The sequence below is a fragment of the Arthrobacter sp. Soil762 genome (assembly GCF_001428335.1).
Taxonomy (GTDB): Bacteria; Actinomycetota; Actinomycetes; order Actinomycetales; family Micrococcaceae; genus Arthrobacter.
In genome coordinates this window covers 200,901-216,225 of sequence record NZ_LMSG01000001.1, presented here as the reverse complement: position 1 = coordinate 216,225, position 15,325 = coordinate 200,901, and the positions used below count along the sequence as shown (strand labels likewise).

Annotated in this window: 17 protein-coding genes and 1 tRNA gene; 10 read left to right on the top strand and 8 right to left on the bottom strand. The window is 64.1% G+C overall.

The window, feature by feature from the left end:
- Nucleotides 1–89: 89 nt before the first annotated feature.
- Nucleotides 90–1,256, bottom strand: coding sequence for a site-2 protease family protein (locus ASG77_RS01000; protein WP_056339972.1), 1,167 nt, complete (start codon nucleotides 1,254–1,256; stop codon nucleotides 90–92).
- On the bottom strand, nucleotides 1,253–1,990 hold the full coding sequence (locus tag ASG77_RS00995; protein ID WP_056339969.1) for an HAD family hydrolase: 738 nt from the start codon (nucleotides 1,988–1,990) through the stop codon (nucleotides 1,253–1,255). Before ASG77_RS00995 ends, ASG77_RS01000 begins: the two co-directional genes overlap by 4 nt.
- A 150-nt stretch (nucleotides 1,991–2,140) precedes the next feature.
- On the opposite strand from ASG77_RS00995, the gene ASG77_RS00990 reads away from it, so the two are divergent.
- A complete protein-coding gene (locus ASG77_RS00990; protein ID WP_056339966.1) occupies nucleotides 2,141–3,046 on the top strand; it encodes a PAC2 family protein in 906 nt (301 codons plus the stop codon).
- Here the strand turns inward: ASG77_RS00990 and mshC are convergent.
- Nucleotides 3,043–4,320, bottom strand: a complete 1,278-nt coding sequence (gene mshC / locus ASG77_RS00985) for a cysteine--1-D-myo-inosityl 2-amino-2-deoxy-alpha-D-glucopyranoside ligase (protein WP_056339963.1) — start codon at nucleotides 4,318–4,320, stop codon at nucleotides 3,043–3,045. The genes ASG77_RS00990 and mshC overlap by 4 nt on opposite strands.
- 15 nt (nucleotides 4,321–4,335) lie before the next feature.
- On the bottom strand, nucleotides 4,336–5,169 hold the full coding sequence (locus tag ASG77_RS00980; protein WP_056339959.1) for an undecaprenyl-diphosphate phosphatase: 834 nt from the start codon (nucleotides 5,167–5,169) through the stop codon (nucleotides 4,336–4,338).
- A gap of 50 nt (nucleotides 5,170–5,219) precedes the next feature.
- On the opposite strand from ASG77_RS00980, the gene ASG77_RS00975 reads away from it, so the two are divergent.
- A complete protein-coding gene (locus ASG77_RS00975) occupies nucleotides 5,220–6,155 on the top strand; it encodes an aldo/keto reductase (protein WP_056339956.1) in 936 nt (311 codons plus the stop codon).
- Between the two features lie 56 nt (nucleotides 6,156–6,211).
- On the opposite strand, the gene ASG77_RS00970 is transcribed toward ASG77_RS00975, so the two are convergent.
- A complete protein-coding gene (locus ASG77_RS00970; protein ID WP_056339953.1) occupies nucleotides 6,212–6,478 on the bottom strand; it encodes a hypothetical protein in 267 nt (88 codons plus the stop codon).
- Nucleotides 6,479–6,517: 39 nt separating this feature from the next.
- Between ASG77_RS00970 and ASG77_RS00965 the strand changes: the two genes are divergently transcribed.
- On the top strand, nucleotides 6,518–6,751 hold the full coding sequence (locus ASG77_RS00965) for a DUF5703 family protein (RefSeq protein WP_056339951.1): 234 nt from the start codon (nucleotides 6,518–6,520) through the stop codon (nucleotides 6,749–6,751).
- Between the two features lie 50 nt (nucleotides 6,752–6,801).
- On the opposite strand, the gene ASG77_RS00960 is transcribed toward ASG77_RS00965, so the two are convergent.
- Together ASG77_RS00960 and ASG77_RS00955 are read right to left on the bottom strand one after the other, a co-directional pair.
- Complete coding sequence (locus tag ASG77_RS00960; protein WP_056339948.1) at nucleotides 6,802–7,962, bottom strand: acyl-CoA dehydrogenase family protein; 1,161 nt, start codon at nucleotides 7,960–7,962, stop codon at nucleotides 6,802–6,804.
- Between the two features lie 12 nt (nucleotides 7,963–7,974).
- Nucleotides 7,975–9,279, bottom strand: a complete 1,305-nt coding sequence (locus ASG77_RS00955) for a M20/M25/M40 family metallo-hydrolase (RefSeq protein WP_056339945.1) — start codon at nucleotides 9,277–9,279, stop codon at nucleotides 7,975–7,977.
- A 172-nt stretch (nucleotides 9,280–9,451) separates the two neighbouring features.
- Between ASG77_RS00955 and ASG77_RS00950 the strand changes: the two genes are divergently transcribed.
- The 4 genes from ASG77_RS00950 to ASG77_RS00930 all read left to right on the top strand — a co-directional run bounded on the left by ASG77_RS00950 (nucleotide 9,452) and on the right by ASG77_RS00930 (nucleotide 11,615).
- Nucleotides 9,452–9,534 (top strand) — tRNA-Leu (locus tag ASG77_RS00950).
- Between the two features lie 590 nt (nucleotides 9,535–10,124).
- Entirely contained in the window at nucleotides 10,125–10,526 is a 402-nt protein-coding gene (locus ASG77_RS22955) for a RidA family protein (protein ID WP_082575827.1), read from the top strand.
- A complete protein-coding gene (locus tag ASG77_RS00940; RefSeq protein ID WP_235564223.1) occupies nucleotides 10,495–11,109 on the top strand; it encodes a hypothetical protein in 615 nt (204 codons plus the stop codon). Before ASG77_RS22955 ends, ASG77_RS00940 begins: the two co-directional genes overlap by 32 nt.
- A 203-nt stretch (nucleotides 11,110–11,312) precedes the next feature.
- Nucleotides 11,313–11,615, top strand: a complete 303-nt coding sequence (locus ASG77_RS00930) for a DUF4193 domain-containing protein (protein WP_056339942.1) — start codon at nucleotides 11,313–11,315, stop codon at nucleotides 11,613–11,615.
- Nucleotides 11,616–11,727: 112 nt separating this feature from the next.
- Here the strand turns inward: ASG77_RS00930 and ASG77_RS00925 are convergent, their stop codons facing one another.
- Nucleotides 11,728–12,192: a GatB/YqeY domain-containing protein gene (locus ASG77_RS00925; RefSeq protein ID WP_056339939.1), complete on the bottom strand. Its 465-nt coding sequence runs from the start codon at nucleotides 12,190–12,192 to the stop codon at nucleotides 11,728–11,730.
- 124 nt (nucleotides 12,193–12,316) lie between these two features.
- Here ASG77_RS00925 and ASG77_RS00920 point away from each other — a divergent pair, with 124 nt between their 5' ends.
- Genes ASG77_RS00920 through ASG77_RS00910 form a run of 3 tightly spaced genes read left to right on the top strand, consistent with a single transcriptional unit; the run spans nucleotide 12,317 to nucleotide 15,322 of the window.
- Nucleotides 12,317–13,054: a M50 family metallopeptidase gene (locus tag ASG77_RS00920; RefSeq protein ID WP_430929457.1), complete on the top strand. Its 738-nt coding sequence runs from the start codon at nucleotides 12,317–12,319 to the stop codon at nucleotides 13,052–13,054.
- A 10-nt stretch (nucleotides 13,055–13,064) separates the two neighbouring features.
- Nucleotides 13,065–14,174 (top strand): glutathione S-transferase family protein, encoded by a 1,110-nt coding sequence (locus tag ASG77_RS00915; protein ID WP_056339937.1) that lies wholly within the window; start codon nucleotides 13,065–13,067, stop codon nucleotides 14,172–14,174.
- 38 nt (nucleotides 14,175–14,212) lie between these two features.
- Nucleotides 14,213–15,322, top strand: coding sequence for a serine hydrolase domain-containing protein (locus ASG77_RS00910; protein WP_056339934.1), 1,110 nt, complete (start codon nucleotides 14,213–14,215; stop codon nucleotides 15,320–15,322).
- The last annotated feature ends 3 nt before the right edge of the window (nucleotides 15,323–15,325 follow it).

The window sequence follows — 15,325 nt, the reverse complement described above, 5'->3', positions numbered from 1 at the left end:
TGTGGGGCCACGCATCGAAATAGGTCCGCCGGGTGTGACGCAGGCCTCCGGGCGGCCACGCGGCGGCAATGCACGGCCGGCACGTAACTCTACCGGCTTTGACCCTGCGGATGCCTATTTGACGGGTCAGCCTTGCCGGTGATGGCGGCCACCACCACGTTCTGCGCCAGAAGGCCGGTGACCGTTCCGTGATGGTCCACCACGGCATATTCGTGACCGTCCAGCTGGGAAAGGTACTGGATCAGTTCCTGCCCCTGGGACGACTCAGGTACGTAGGCTCCCGCCGCGAGGGCATAGGACACTGCCGTGGCAGGCGTGGAGGCGGCGGCATAGTCAGGAACCGCGGCGAGGGCGCCGGGATCCACAACACCCTGCGGGCGTCCATCCGGCCCGCAGACCACAACGGCACGTGAGCCGTCCGGTGACAGCCTGCGGATATCCGCCACCACCGCGGTGGCTGGAATTCCGACGGCGGGAGCCGCCAGGGCAGCGGCGCTGACGAGATGCATCCTTCCGCGCAGAGTGCCCTGCTGGATTGCGGCGCTGGCTCCCATCCAGAGGAAGCCGCCGACGAGGACCGTGATCATCAGGAGGCTGAAATCCGGTGTCTCACCGGCCAGCAGCGGCCGGGCAATGAACCAGAAGCCCAGGGCCACCACGATGACGCGGCCGGCCCAGCCGGCGGCGACGGTGCCTTTGGCCTGGCTCCCGGTTGCTTTCCACACGGCCGACTCAACGATCCTGCCGCCGTCCAGCGGGAGTCCGGGCAAGACGTTGAAGATGCCGATGACGAAGTTTGCCCACATAAAGATGTTCGTGAGGATCTCGGCCACGGTGCCCATGTTGGTGGTGGAAAGGACCACCCAGGCACCGCCGGCGAGGACCAGGTTGGCTGCCGGCCCTGCCAAGGCCACAATGACCGAGCGCGCCGGCGTCGCCGTGAAATTCTCAAACTGGGTGTGGCCGCCCCAGAGATTCAGCACGATCTTCTGCGTGGGCCAGCCGTAGATCTTGGCCGTGAGGGCGTGCGCCAGTTCGTGGACCAGGACGGAGACCAGAAGCAGCAGGGCGTACGCGAACGCCATGTAGTAGGCGGCGACGCCCAACGCCGGGTTCTGCTCCAACAGCAGGGGACCGTAGACAATGACGGTAAAGGCGGCGATCACAAACCACGAGTAGGCCAGAATGACCGGGATTCCGGCGATCCGGCCGAGCGGTATTCCTTCGCGGCGGGCGGGGGCGGGCTTGGAGCTCATGACGGGTTCCCCGTTACAAGCACTGCCGATCCAGCCGCCGCGGCGGCCAGGCTGCCCGCGGCGATGGCCTCCAGCTCGGCAACGGTGCGGCCGGCCAGGGATTCCCAGATCGTGTGCCTGGGATCGTCGGGGATCGGGACAATGTGCGGAATGGCGACGGTGGCGACGCCCGAGGCCACAGCAGCAGCCACTCCCGGCGCGGAGTCCTCCAGGGCGACGCAGTGATCCACGGTGAGGTCCGGGTCCGCTTCCTGAAGCAGCTCCACCGCCTTCAAGTAGGCTTCCGGGTGCGGCTTGCCCTGCGTGACGGTGTCCCCCGTGACCAGGAATTCGAAGTAAGGCTTGGGCAGGCTCGCGACAATTTCGCGGGCCAACGGCTCCTCCGACATGGTCACCAGCGCGCATCGTACTCCGGCGACGTGCAGGTCATCCAGCAGTTCCCGCGCTCCGGGACGCCAGGGAACAGAGTGCCGGACGCTCCTGATGACCTCAGAGGTCAGGGTGTCGATGATCTCCCGGCGCTCCAGCCGGACACCGGCTGCCTGCAGGATTCCGGCCGAATACGTCAGCGACTGACCCACAAGCTGCATGGCCTGCCCGTGCGACCAAGTGCCGCCATGCGCTTCAACGAGGGCGTGCTCGGCGGCAATCCAGTAGCGTTCAGTGTCCACAATGGTGCCGTCCATATCCCAAAGAACGGCTCTGAGCGGGGAAACGGAGGGTAGGGATCGCATGGTCCCAGTCTACGGGGCGCACCTGAGCGCCAGCCGGTGGATACGCCCTCGGCGAATATCAGCATTGCCTTCGGGCCCGCACGCGCCCCGGCGCACTTTTTGGCTCTTCATTCAATGCGTCGCGCCGGTTCTTGGACGTAGGGTGATGAGATGAATAGCTTCGACGGAGACACCGCGGAACCGGGTGCCGCACCTGAACCGGAGCAGTTCCTGCTGCCAGTGGCGGACGGGGAGCGCATTACTGTGATGCTGGCCGCATTTGAAGGCTGGAACGATGCCGGCGAAGCCGCCAGTGATTCCTTGCGCTACCTGAACAGGGTTTGGGGCGGCAAAAAGGTCGCGTCCATTGACGCCGACGAATACTACGATTTCCAGTTCACGCGTCCTACGGTCCGCAGGAACGCCTCGGGGGAACGCAAGATCAAGTGGCCATCCACACGGATCTACAAGGCCAGTGCGCCGGATTCGAACGTGGACGTCATTTTCGTCCAGGGCATTGAGCCGTCCTACAAGTGGCGGGCCTATACGGCGGAACTGCTGGTCCACGCTGAAGCGCTGAAGGTGGACTACGTGGTCCTGGTGGGTGCCCTTCTGGCAGACGTTCCGCACAGCAGGCCGATTCCGGTCAGCACCTCCTCTGACGACGCTGTGTTGCGGGAACGCCTCAACCTTGAAGCATCCCAGTATGAAGGTCCCGTCGGCATAGTCGGAGTACTGTCTGAAGTGTCCCTCCTGGCGGGCCTTCCTACTGTTTCCCTCTGGGCAGCCGTCCCGCATTACGTGGCCCAGGCCCCGTCACCCAAGGCGCAGCTGGCTCTCCTGCACCGGGTCGAGGAACTGATCCAGGTCCCGCTGGACACGCACGAACTGGCGGAAGAGGCAGCTGCGTGGGAGCGCGGCGTCGATGAGTTGGCTACCGAGGATCCGGAGATCGCCGCGTACGTCCGCCAGCTGGAAGAGGCAAAAGATACGGCCGATCTTCCGGAGGCGAGCGGTGAATCCATCGCGCGGGAGTTTGAGCGCTATCTCAAGCGTCGGGGCCGGGACAAGCCCTAAAGTACGACGCCGAGCAACGCGTCCAGGGCGTCCCTGACCAGGGCCTGATCGTGCTGGCTGCCCGCTGCCGCGGCGGAGTCCGCCGAGGCAGCCCAGCGGTCAACAGCTTCCAGGGCGGCGGGTGCGTTCAGGTCAGATGCAAGGGCGGACCGCATTTCTGCGATCAGGCCGGACGCCGATCCTTCCGGGGCAGTGGCGAGGGCGCTGCGCCACGCCGCCAGCCGGTCCTTCGCGGCCTCAAAGCCGTCAGCGGTCCAGGACCAGTCTGAACGGTAATGGTGGGCCAGGATGGCCAGGCGGATGGCTGCCGGATCTTCTCCCTCGGCCCGAAGTTTGGAGACCAGGACCAGGTTGCCCTTGGACTTGCTCATCTTTTCGCCGTCCAGGCCCACCATGCCGGCGTGGGCATAATGCTGGGCCAGCGGCACTTCGGCGAGCGAATAGGCGTGACCGGCGCCCATCTCGTGGTGCGGGAAGATGAGGTCAGAGCCGCCGCCCTGGACAGTGAAGGGAGCCGGCAGGTACCGCTGGGCGATGACCGTGCATTCGATGTGCCAGCCAGGCCGGCCCTGGCCCAACTCGCCGCCCGGCCAGCTGGGCTCGCCGTCACGGGCAACCCGCCAGAGCAGGGGGTCCAGGGCCTGCCGCTTGCCGGCCCGGCCCGGGTCGCCGCCGCGTTCGGCGAACAGTTCCAGCATTTCGGCTTCACCAAGGCGGGAGATCGAGCCAAGAGTCCAGGCATCCGGGGCGACCGACTGCTTGCCGGCAGCTTCGACGTCGTAGTAGACGTCTCCGTCGGGCTCCCCTGCCGTACCAGGGACGCGGTAGGCCAGCCCCAGCCGGACCAGCCGTTCGATGGCCGGAACAATGATGTCAACTGATTCAACGGCACCTACGTAGTGGTCCGGCGAGAGGACGTTGAGGGCCTCCATGTCGGTCTGGAAGAGTTCAATCTGGCTCGCGGCCAGGTCCCGCCAGTCCACACCGGTGGCAGTCGCGCGCTCCAGCAGGGGGTCGTCGACGTCGGTGACGTTCTGGACGTAGGAAACCTGCTGGCCGGCGTCACGCCAGGCCCTGTTCAGCAGATCGAAGGCCACGTAGCTGGCCGCATGGCCCATGTGGGTTGCATCGTAGGGAGTGATCCCGCAGACATACATGGATTGCTCTCCCCCGGCCCGGAGCGTGACTTCACTCCCCTGTGCGGTGTCGAACAGCCGGATGGCAGGCATGGCGCCGGGCAGCGCAGGGACAGGGCGGGAGGTCCAGGATTTCACAGCCTAAGCCTACGGCTAGGCGCTGATGACATTGAAACCGAGCAAAAGATACAGGGCCAGGCCCAGGAAAATCCGGTACCAGACGAAGAGCCGGTAGCTTCGGGTGGAAATGAACTTGAGGAACCAACCGATGATCACGTAGCCCACCACCAAGGCGATGACGGTGGCCAGCGCCGTCTCCGGAAGGCCGTAGGGGCCGGTAATGCCTTCCTTGGAGACCACTTTGTACAGCTGGTAAAGGCCGCTGCCGAACACCGCCGGGATAGCCAGGAGGAACGAATACCGCGCGGCGGCTTCGCGTGTGTAGTCCATCAGGAGACCTGCGGTGATGGTGCCGCCGGATCGCGACACACCGGGAATAAGAGCCAGGGCCTGGGCGAAGCCGTACAAAATGCCGTGTTTGTATGTGAGCTGGGTGAGGTCCCGGTCCTGCTTTCCGATCGCGTCGGCCACGGCCAGAAAGAGCCCGAAGACGATCAGCATCGTGGCTACGAGCCACAGGCTCCTCAGCACCGACTCGATCTGGTCCTGGAACAGCAGACCCAGCACGATGATGGGGAGGCTGCCCAGGATCACCAGCCAGCCCATGCGGGCATCCGGGTCCTGCCGGGAGACTTTTCCGGTCAGCGATCCCGCCCACGCCTTGACGATCCGCACGATGTCGCGCCAGAAGTAGATCACGACCGCCGTTTCGGTACCAAGCTGCGTGATGGCGGTAAACGCAGCTCCGGGATCGGATGCGTTGGGCAGAAACTGCCCCACAATCCGCAGGTGCGCGCTCGATGAAATCGGTAGAAATTCGGTCAGTCCCTGCACTAGGCCCAGCAGGGCCGCCTCAAACCAGTTCACGCTAAGACCCTACGTCATGGACACTGTTGATTCCCCGTAAGCTTGCAGCCATGCAGCAGCGTTACGTCGGCAACAGTGGATTGCGAGTCTCCGCCCTTTCCCTCGGCACCATGTCCTGGTCCGGCGATACCGACGAACAGGACGCCTCGGAGATACTGCGGACATTTATCGATGGTGGCGGAAAACTCATAGATACCGCGGCGTCTTACGCCGACGGCCGCGCCGAGGCGATGATCGGCTCTCTCCTGGGTGACGTCGTCTCCCGCACCGAAGTCTGCATTTCCACCAAGGCGGGGATGTCGACGTCGGACGGCCGGCGCACGGTGGACACGTCGCGCAACGCGATGCTCACCGGACTGGACGCCAGCCTGGCAAGGCTGGGGACTGACTACGTGGATATCTGGTTTGCCCAGGCATGGGACGGCAACGTCCCGCTGGACGAGACCCTGTCCGCGCTTGAATTCGCGCTCCGGAGCGGCCGCGCCCGCTATGCTGGCATCTCCAACTTCAACGGGTGGCAAAGCGCCAAGGCCGCGGCGGTGGCCGGATTTCCGCTCGTAGCCGCGCAGGCTGAATATTCACTCCTGCAGCGAAAGGCGGAAGCGGAACTGGTTCCCGCCGTCGAAGATGCCGGCCTGGGGCTGATGGCCTGGGCTCCGCTGGGACGCGGCGTCCTGACCGGCAAGTACCGCGGCGCCATTCCCGCCGATTCCCGGGCAGCAAGAACAGACTCCGCACCCTACGTAGAGCCGTATCTGGAGGCGCAGCCGTCCAGCGTGGTGGAAGCCGTGGCGATGGCGGCCAAGGGCCTGGGCCGGACACCGCTGGATGTCTCGCTGAGCTGGCTGTTGTCCCAGCATGGCGTGGCCACGGCCATCGTCGGGCCCAGGACTCCCGTGCAGGCGAAAGAAATCATGGCCGCCCAACTGACCAGGCTGCCGCCCGAAATTGCCCGCGCGCTCGAAGACGTTTCCCTGCCCGGCTGACACGCCGTTCAGGGCCGCAGCGTTAGGTCGTTGCCCGCGATGGCGGCGTGGAGTTCTCAGTCCTCAAGAATTTCCAGGTCCTCGTCGTCATCAATGCCGGCTTCATCGTCCTCATCTTCTTCATCATCGAAGACCTGAAGGGGTGTAACTTCGCTGTAAGCCTCGTAGAGTGCGTCTTCATAGACCTCGAACGCATCCGCGACCGCAAAAAAAGCCGCTTCCACCGCGGGATCGCCATCTCCACGCCGGTTGGATGCTGCTATAAGGTGTTCTTCCAAGGCGGTTGTCAAGGACTGAAGCGCGACACGCGGATCGATGCTCATGCCTTCACGTTAGCCGGAAAAGGACGAAAATGGAGAGCAATGAAGGAACATTTTCTTACCAGCTCGGTCCAGCGCGAACGGGACATTCTGAGGCAGTACGAGTACCTCGTTCTGACGGTCAGCCCTGACGATTCGCTGCCTGACGCCAGGCGCCGGCTCGTGGAGCATTCCGAGTACGGCAAGTGGGAGCTGGAACGCAGCAAGCTGTATTTGGGCGGCGGCAGGCGCTTCTGGCTCCGCCGCCGGGTGATGCAGGTCCAGCGGACCGTGTAGGAATTGTCCGGCCAGCGGACCGTATAGGAATTAACGGGCCAGTGGCCTGTTCAGTCCTCCAACGGACCCAGCCACGCGTTCGCCACGGTGTTGTGCGCCGACTCATCGTCTGATGGGTGGAACATCCCCGCCAGCACGTCCCGGTACAGGCGTTCAAGCTCCGACCCACGAAAGTAGCTGGAGCCGCCACTCACCCTGATGGCCAGGTCCACAACGCGGCGGGCCGTATCAGTTGCATTGACCTTCAGCCCCACAAGCTTGGGAAACCATTGCGGCCCGTGCTCAACGAGCGCATCCACATCGCGGCTGACGGTCAGCAGCTGGGGGTAGAGGTTCTCCATGGCCATGGCGGCCTCCGCGATCTTCCAGCGGATATCCGGATCCTGCGCGTAGCTGCGGCCGGCATTCTTGAAGGACGTGCGTCGCTTGACGGCCTCAACACCCAGGTTCAGGGCACGTTCGCCAATGCCTGTGTACACGGCAGCCAGCAAAGTCTCGAAGCACGCGAAGATGGCGAAAATCAGCGGATCGGCGTTGGGTCCCACCGGAAGTTTGCGGAAGATCCTCTCCGGCGGGACCTCGGCGCCGTCCAGGACGGTGGTGTTTGACTGGCTGGCCCGCATGCCCAGGGTGTTCCAGTCATCCAGGATGGCGTAGCCTGCGGCCTCCCGTGTGATGAACCCATGCACCAGCTCCCCTTCGCCTTCCCTGGCCTGGGCGTCCTTGCCGAAGATTCCCAGCCGGGTCCAGGCGGGCGAAAGACTCGTGAAGATCTTGGTACCCGTGAAGCTGTACGCTCCGCCCGGCAGGGGAACGGCTGCCGTTCTTGAATCAAAAAGTACCGAATCATTGCCGGCTTCGGAATTGCCGAAGGCGAAGATCTCGCCCTGGGCGGCCTCCTGCAGGACGAAGCCAAGGGAATGGTCCCCCCGTGCGGCCAGGACGTGGGCGACGCCGGTCCAGACCAAATGCATGTTGATGGCCAAGGCGGTGGCCGGGGCCGCCGTTGCCAGCCGCCGCTGGCACTGAGCTGCCGCCTCCAGCCCAAGCCCCAGGCCGCCGTCGGACGCCGGCACAAAGAGCCTGAGGTAGCCGGCGGCGGTCAGCTCCTCGAGGTCTTCAAAGAAGAAGGTGTTGTCCCGGTCATAGCCCGCAGCACGGCCGCGGATGGCCTGGAGCAAGGGCTCCGGCAGGACTTCCTCGGGAGTCATGTCCGGGCCGGCTCAGTAATTGGTGAGGAGCGTGTTGAGCACCCGGGCGCCGAACTTCAGCGAATCCACCGGAACCCGCTCGTCCACGCCGTGGAACATCCCGGTGAAATCAAGATCGTCGGGCAGCTGGAGGGGAGCGAAGCCGTAGCCGGTGATACCGAGCCGGCTCAATGATTTGTTGTCCGTGCCGCCGGAGAGCGTATAGGGAAGCACTTTCGCCCCCGGATCCTCGGTGTGCAGGGCGTCGATCATGGAATCCACCAGGTTTCCGGCGAACGGGACCTCAAGCGAGACGTCGCTGTGCACGTAGCTGACGTCGACACCGGAACCGGCAAGCTCGCGCACGATCTCCAGCACATGGTCCTGCTGGCCCGGGAGCGTCCGGCAGTCCACCAGGGCCTCAGCCGATTCGGGGATGACGTTGTGCTTGTAGCCGCCCTTAAGCAGCGTGGGATTGGTGGTGTTCTGCAGGGTTGCCCCCACAAAGCGCGCCACGGTGCCGAGCTGGTCGAGCAGGCGGTCCGGATTATCGGGATCGAATTCCACACCCGTGAGTTCGGTCACGCCGTCCAGGAACTGCCGCGTAGTGGGCGTCAGCTCAATCGGCCACTTGTATTCGCCGATCCGGGTTACCGCCGCAGCCAGCCGGGTGACGGCGTTGTCCGTATTGATCTGGGAGCCATGGCCAGCCCGGCCGTGCGCCACCAGCCGGAGCCAGGAGATGCCCTTCTCAGCCGTCTGCAGGAGGTAGGTGCGCTGCCCGCCGATGGTTGCAGAGAAGCCGCCTACCTCCGAGATGGCTTCGGTTGCGCCTTCGAAGAGCTCGGGCCGCTTGTCGACAGCGTAGCGGGCTCCGTACTCACCGCCGGCTTCCTCGTCGGCGAAGAAGGCAAAGATAATGTCGCGCTTGGGCTTGCGCCCGGACCTGGCCAAATCCCGCATCACAGCAAGGATCATGGCGTCCATGTCCTTCATGTCCACGGCTCCGCGGCCCCAGATGAGTCCGTCTTTGAGCTCCGCGCCAAAGGGATCCACCGACCACTGTTCACGCAGGGCGGGCACTACATCGAGGTGCCCGTGCACCACCAGGGCGCTGGCGGACGGATCTTCACCGGCCATCCGGGTCACAACACTTGCGCGGCCGGGCGCCGACTCGAAGATCTCGGCTGCGAGTCCTACGTCCTCGATGAGCGCGGCTGTGTATTCCGCGGCCACCCGCTCCCCCGGACCCGAGCCGTCACCATAGTTCGAGGTATCTATCCGGATGAGTTCCTGGCAGATCCGGACAACTTCATCCTCGGCACGGATGTCAGACATAGAAACTCCTTGGGCAGTGGGAAGGCTGCAAACAACCTGTGTTCTCGTGTGCCCTCAGCCTACCCATCAGCCCCGATTGGATGTTTCCGGAACGTTCGTGTTAGAGTCTTTCTCGCTGCTTCGGAGAAAAGCGAAACGCTGAAAGGCGGAAACGACCTCCGAATTACCACCTGCGCGGGTGGCGGAATGGCAGACGCGCTAGCTTGAGGTGCTAGTCCTCGAAAGGGGGTGGGGGTTCAAGTCCCCCTCCGCGCACAAATGGGAAAACCCCTGAAATCTACGGATTTCAGGGGTTTTTTCTGTTTCCGCGCACGCGAGGCCCGCTTCCGGGGGGAAGCAAAGCACTTCGGTACAAACATGACTACGGAAAACGCCAAGGCACCCGTCCGCCAGCTCCGCCTCGTTGTCGAAGCCGAGGACTACGAGGCGGCACTCACGTTCTACCGTGATGACCTGGGACTCCCCGAGCAAGAGGCCTATGAAGGAGGGGGACGCGCGCGTGACAATACATTGGTGCCGGGCGGGCGACGCTTGAGCTGTCCAAGCCCGCCCAGGTGAACTTCATCGACAGCGTGGAATCGGACGGACAGCCCAGCGCCAGACTCCGGGTAGCCTTCGAAGTGGAGGACACGGCGGCCGTAACGGCAGACCTTGTGAACGCAGGAGCAGAACTGATCGCGACTCCGCGGATAACTCCCTGGCAGTCCTTGAACTCCCGGCTTGCAGCGCCGGCAGGCCTTCAAGTGACGCTGTTCCAGGAGCTCGAACCGATAGCGGATTGGCAAACAAGCCAGACGTCAAAAAACCCTGAGCCCCTATGGGCTGTCCCGAACGCTGAGGAGATCATGTCTGCCCATCACTTCAGCCCTAACCTTCATCAGTCGCCTGCCCCGTTTTCGCATCTCGTACGCCACGGAGACACCGCCTACACAGCCGGGATCATTGGCCAGAGCCCCGACGACGGTGGACTTGTCGGCCCGGGGATTGAAGAGCAGTGCGAGTCCATGCTCAGCAACCTGGAGACGCTGCTGACTGATGTCCATCTTTCTCTGGCCCACGTCCTGCGCACCACCATTTACCTGACCGACTACGACGACTTCCATATCATCAACCCTCCACGTGGCCGGACTTCCACTCGGAGCGCGCGTGCAGATCGACGCCGTCGTGGCTGCGGGCAAATGCTTCAGGCCTCCGTCGACGGCCTAAGCTGGAGCCGTGAATCCAACCCCGCCGCCTGGCCCGCTTGAAGTCGTTGTCCATTCCGGGCCGGCCGACTGGTGGGTGATCCTTGCCGGGCTTGGACCGTTGGCTGTCCTGATTGCGGCACTCTTGGCCTTCTACATCAACTCGCGCACGCTGGCCCAGCGAACTTCGGCCGATAAGACAGCGTTGGATCAGAAGCGCGAAGCCGACGAGCAGGCACTGCGGCAAAAGACAGAGGCGGACAGCCGGGCGGAATGGTGGCGACGCACCCAGTGGGCCCTGGACCGGGCCTTGGACGAAGATAAAGGAACCAGCGCCTTGGGGCTTGCGACCTTGAACGTCCTGGCGCGCAGTGAGCTGGCCCGTACCGAAGAGCTCGAACTGTTCGACACGGCTTGGGAGAACGTGGCTGGAGGGGATAATGGTGGCCGGACGGTGGGCGCAGGTGCCTCCGAACACAGGAACGTCCATCCGCCCCGGAACGCCGCCTCGCCGCCAGCCAAGAAGGACGCCCCTGCCGAGCACCGGGTTCAGGCGGCTGCCGCCAGGCTGCGCGTGACGCTCGACGAGCGCCTTGGGCGGCTTACCCCGCCTCAGACCAAAGCCTTGGCCAAGGAACCCACCTAGGCCTTGCCTGACGGCGGCCGTGCGCTGACTTTCATTCCTGGACACCATAGTGCCCAATGTCACCCGACGCCGATCCCGGCTGTTGTCTGCACGGAAATATAGGGTCCACAGAGAAATTTTCTTGCCAAGCTATTGGGGAATACCCGCCGGATGCTGTACGTTGCATACGCGACAGACGAACCAAAGAAAAGAGATACACCTAAGTGGCAACCGATTACGACGAACTTCGCTCCGACGTCAAGGAGTCGCAGGACAACTCACTCGAGGCACTGCAGTCCGCCAATGCTCCGGACGCCCGCAGCGTCGTCCTCGAGCTCGATGAGGCCGACGGGCTGGATGGCGCCGGCGTTCCGGGCGGCGAATTCGTTGCCGAGGAACTGGTCGTGCAGGTTATCCCGCAGGCTGAGGACGAGTTCACGTGCTACTCCTGCTTCCTGGTCCGGCACCGCTCCCAGATTGCGCGGCAGAAAGACGGACACAGCTACTGCACTGACTGCGAAGGCTGATTCAAGAAACCCGGATATTTTTCCGTGGCGGCCGAGTTCCGCCAACAGGAAGTTAAGGCACGCCCACGTTTAGTAGGCGTGCCTTTCCTGTTTGGGGGCTCGAGCCGACGGCTCAGGCGAGACGGCTGCGGACGATCTCGCTGACCGCCTTGCCGTCGAAGCGTCCGGCGACTTTGGCCGTGACAGGCTTCATCACGGCGCCCAACTGACGCATACCAGGCTCCACGCCTTCGCTCCGCAGCCCGGCGATTGTCTCGTCAACGATCGCCTCGACTTCCCCGGCTGTCAGTGGCTGAGGCAAATATGCCTCGATGATCCCGGCCTCGGCGATCTCGGCCGCGGCCCGCTCGGATTCTCCGGCTTCCATATAGATCCTTGCGGTGTCACGTCGCTTTGCAGCCTCTTTCTGCAACAACGAGGTCACCTGGGCGTCGTCCAGGACAATGGGCGTCTTTCCCGACTTCTCCCGTGTTTCGATCTCGCCCAGGACATTGCGCACCGTTGTCAGGGCGGTTTTGTTCCGGTCCTTCATGTGCACCACAACATCAGCGTGCAGGCGTTCCTTCAAAGTGGTCACGGCATTCCTCGATTCATTGAGCGCCCCAAGGCGGCAGGGCGGCAGGACAGTGGTGAACCATCCTTCTAGTACCGTAGAGGGCTATGGCTGACAAACACTACTCCCGGCCCGGCGGGAAACGACCTTGATTCCCGAGCAATTGTGGCAACGGATCGTCGAAGCCTTCAGCCGTGCCGCCATCCCCCAAGTCACGGTGGCCGAACTGGCTGTGGTGCTGGCGCTGGCAACTGCATTGTCCATCCCCCGAGCCACCTGGAAGTACTTTGGGCTCCTGGCCACCGCCACGCACGAACTCGGCCATGCTTTCGCCGCCGTCATGAGCGGCCAAAGACTGAGCGGGATCCGGCTCCGGTTGGACCACTCAGGCACAACTACCAGTTACAGCCGGGGCAAGGCCGCCGCCGTCTGGTCCGGATTCTGGGGCTATCCTGTACCTGCCCTGACCGGCGCTGCCCTGGTCACCTCCGGTTTTGCCGGCTGGGGTCCGGCCGCCTTGGCCACAGGCACCCTTATCCTCCTGGTTTCGCTCGTGTTCATCAGGAACTTCGCGGGGCTGCTAATCACAGGCCTTGCCGTCGCAGGCGGCGGGGTGCTGGTCCTTGTTGTGCCCAGCAGCTTCACCGGCCATGTTGCAGTCGTGCTTGGCGTGGCGCTGCTTGTGGCCGCCGTCCGGGATCTCGCGAAGCTCACCAACGTGCACCTGAGGCGCCGTGACAGGCTGGCCAGTTCCGACGCCTACCTGCTGTACCGCGCAACGTCCATACCCTCCGGCATCTGGATCGCGCTCTTTGTCGCCGTTATTGCCGGCTCCTGGCTGGTCGCCTGGCAGCCCATCTCAGCAATCCTGGCCGCCGGAGCCTAGGCTGGTCCGCATGAGCCAGAAATCTCCGAGCGGGCCGCAGGCCACGAACGCCACCGCTGCCGACAGCACGGACACCAGCACCGAACACAGCACCCTGGGCGCATATGTGACCGGCGGTGCCGAGTTCAACCGGGACACGAATTACATTGAGGACCGGATCACCCACGACGGCCGCCCCGGCGTCAACGGCGAGCCGGGGTGGCCAGTGGAAGCTGGCCGGTACCGGCTGATTGCGGCGCGGGCATGCCCGTGGGCGAACCGGGCCGTGATTGTGCGGAGGCTCCTCGGCCTGGAGGACTCCATCTCCCTTGGCCAGCCCGGCCCTACCCACGATGCCCGGTCGTGGACTTTTGACCTCGATCCGGGCGGGGTGGACCCTGTGCTTGGCATCGAGCGCATCCAGGACGCCTATTTCCGGCGATTCCCGGATTACCCGCGCGGCATCACGGTGCCAGCGATCGTTGATATTGCCAGCGGCGCGGTGGTCACCAACAACTTCCCTCAGATCACCCTGGACTTTGCCACCGAATGGACCCGTTTCCACCGGGTCGGAGCGCCTGACCTTTACCCGGAACACCTCCGCGCCGAAATTGACTCCGTCAACAAGCGCGTCTTCACCGAGGTCAACAACGGCGTCTACCGCTGCGGCTTTGCGGGCTCCCAGGAGGCCTACGACTCGGCCTACACCAGGCTGTGGACCGCGCTCGACTGGCTCGAGGAACGCCTCACCGGACAGCGGTACCTCGTGGGTGACACCATCACGGAAGCGGATGTCCGCCTGTTCACCACCTTGGCAAGGTTCGATGCCGTCTACCACGGGCATTTCAAGTGCAACCGGCAAAAGCTGACCGAACTGCCGGCCCTGTGGGGCTACGCGCGGGATCTTTTCCAGACTCCCGGTTTCGGAGACACGATCGATTTTGTCCAGATCAAGCAGCACTATTACATCGTCCATGAGGACATCAATCCCACCCGGATGGTGCCGCAGGGTCCCGATCCGGCGGGCTGGCTGGAGCCCCATGGCAGGGAATCACTGGGCGGCCGGCCGTTCGGTGACGGCACTCCCCCGGGGCCGGTGCGCCCCGGGGAAGAAGTTTCCCCCGGCCATGGAGCGGCTTAGGATCGGGAAAGCGCTTTCTAACCGGTTAGGCTAGCCCCATGCAGAAATCTTTTGGCTTTGCAGCACCCGGTTATGAAGGCGTCTTGGATCTGTTTGAGGCCCTTCTCGCCGCGGATCCGCAGTACAGCGCCCAACTGGCGGCCTACCGGGACGGCGTGAAGATCGTGGACCTGTCCGGCGGGCCCCACATCACCGCCGATTCCGTCACGGGGGCGTATTCAGTTTCCAAGGGCGTGGCGGCGCTGGTGATTTCGCTGCTCGTCCAGGACGGGCTGCTGGACCTTGACGGGACGGTGGCGCACTACTGGCCCGAGTTCGGTTGCCATGGCAAGGACCGCTTGCTGGTGCGTGAAGCCCTGTCCCATCAGGCCGGCCTGATGGGAGTCGAGGGAGGCATCGCCCTGGACGAATTCACCACCTCCTTGGCCGCGGGAAGGTTGGCAGCGACGAGCCCCGCTTGGCGTCCCGGCAGTTGCTTCGGATACCACGCCCTCACCATCGGAATCATTATGGAGGAACTCTGTCGGCGGGTCACGGGAACCAGCCTGCAGAGCCTCTATGACCAGCGCATCCGCACGGCCTACGGCATCGACTTCTTCCTGGGACTGCCCGAAGAGCTGGAACCGCGCTACCGTGACGTCCTCTACGACGTCGATCCCCTTCAACCATGGCTGGATCCACTGAGCCTGGATGGGCTTAACAGCAACGCGGCAGTCAGCACAATCATGGAACTTCCCAATCAACGGGCCGTCCGCGCCGCGGGGATGAGTGCCGCCGGCGGTGTGGGTACGGCGGAGGGCCTGGCCAGGCTCTACGCCGCGGCCATCACCGGTGTGGACGGCCGGGGCCCCTTGTTGACCCCTGAGACCGTCAGCGCCATGTCTCAGGAGCAGGTGTGGGGCCTGGACCGCCTGTCCGGACTGGACAACGCCTTTGCCGTGGTCTTTATGAAGCCACACGTGTCGCGGAATTTCGGCAGCCACCGCGCCTTCGGCCACGAGGGTGCGAACGCTGCCCTGGGGTTTGCCGATCCCGCGTACGGGCTCGGCTTCGGATACATCCCGCAGCGGGCCGAGGACGGACGCACCCAGGGCAAAGCTCATCGGCTGGCTGCGGAGGTCCGGCAGGCGTCGTCGGCCTTGTCCTAGTAC

Excerpts from the sequence above, each read along its gene's own strand:
- ASG77_RS00915 (WP_056339937.1), top strand. The coding sequence starts at position 13,065 with ATGAGCCAGAAATCTCCGAGCGGGCCGCAGGCCACGAACGCCACCGCT.
- ASG77_RS00910 (WP_056339934.1), top strand. The coding sequence starts at position 14,213 with ATGCAGAAATCTTTTGGCTTTGCAGCACCCGGTTATGAAGGCGTCTTG.
- ASG77_RS00965 (WP_056339951.1), top strand. The coding sequence starts at position 6,518 with ATGAAGGAACATTTTCTTACCAGCTCGGTCCAGCGCGAACGGGACATT.
- ASG77_RS00955 (WP_056339945.1), bottom strand. The coding sequence starts at position 9,279 with ATGTCTGACATCCGTGCCGAGGATGAAGTTGTCCGGATCTGCCAGGAA.
- ASG77_RS00995 (WP_056339969.1), bottom strand. The coding sequence starts at position 1,990 with ATGCGATCCCTACCCTCCGTTTCCCCGCTCAGAGCCGTTCTTTGGGAT.
- ASG77_RS00970 (WP_056339953.1), bottom strand. The coding sequence starts at position 6,478 with ATGAGCATCGATCCGCGTGTCGCGCTTCAGTCCTTGACAACCGCCTTG.
- ASG77_RS00960 (WP_056339948.1), bottom strand. The coding sequence starts at position 7,962 with ATGACTCCCGAGGAAGTCCTGCCGGAGCCCTTGCTCCAGGCCATCCGC.
- ASG77_RS00975 (WP_056339956.1), top strand. The coding sequence starts at position 5,220 with ATGCAGCAGCGTTACGTCGGCAACAGTGGATTGCGAGTCTCCGCCCTT.
- ASG77_RS00990 (WP_056339966.1), top strand. The coding sequence starts at position 2,141 with ATGAATAGCTTCGACGGAGACACCGCGGAACCGGGTGCCGCACCTGAA.
- ASG77_RS01000 (WP_056339972.1), bottom strand. The coding sequence starts at position 1,256 with ATGAGCTCCAAGCCCGCCCCCGCCCGCCGCGAAGGAATACCGCTCGGC.
- ASG77_RS22955 (WP_082575827.1), top strand. The coding sequence starts at position 10,125 with ATGTCTGCCCATCACTTCAGCCCTAACCTTCATCAGTCGCCTGCCCCG.